Below are 666 nucleotides of genomic sequence, written 5' to 3' on the forward strand. Positions count from 1 at the left end.
GAGGTATCAGGTGATCGAACGTTGCCGCGATGAGTTTCCGATCCGGCTGATGTGCCGGTGCCTGAAGGTATCGGCCAGCGGCTATTACAAGTGGAGCAAGCGTCCTGCAAGTGCCCGGCAGGTCGACAATGAGCGCCTGGTGGTAAGGATGCGCGAACTGCATGAAGACAGCCGCGGTACGTTGGGGGCTGGTCGCATGCGCGAAGACCTGGCTGAGGAAGGCGAGATCGCCAGCCTGAACCGGGTCGCGCGCCTGATGGCGGCCGACGGCCTGCAGGGCTGGCCCCGGCGGAAGCGTCGCGGGAAGCGTGGCAGGCCGGCCGTAACGCCGCCGGGCGTGGTCAACCTGCTTGAACGCGATTTTCTCGCGCTGGAGCCGGAAACCAAGTGGGTCACGGACATCACCGAGATCAAGACCCAGCAGGGCAAGCTGTATCTGTGCATCGTGCTGGATCTTTACGACCAGCGCATTGTGGGCTGGTCAATGCACGATCGACAGGATCGCCAGATGGTGATCCGGGCGGTGCAGATGGCGGTCTGGCAGCGTCAAGGCAGCGATGAGGTGATACTGCATTCGGATCGTGGCAGTCAGTTCCGCAGCGGTGACTACCAAGGATATCTCGCGGCTAACGGGCTGATCTGCTCAATGAGCGCCGTTGGACATTG

General features: G+C 62.3%; 1 protein-coding gene. It reads left to right on the forward strand.

The features are described 5' to 3' along the window. On the forward strand, nt 1–666 hold a 666-nt coding region (locus AC07M7_RS21140), incomplete at both ends, for an IS3 family transposase (protein WP_495208230.1).

The organism is Stenotrophomonas sp. GW821-FHT09E08 (genome assembly GCF_059416125.1).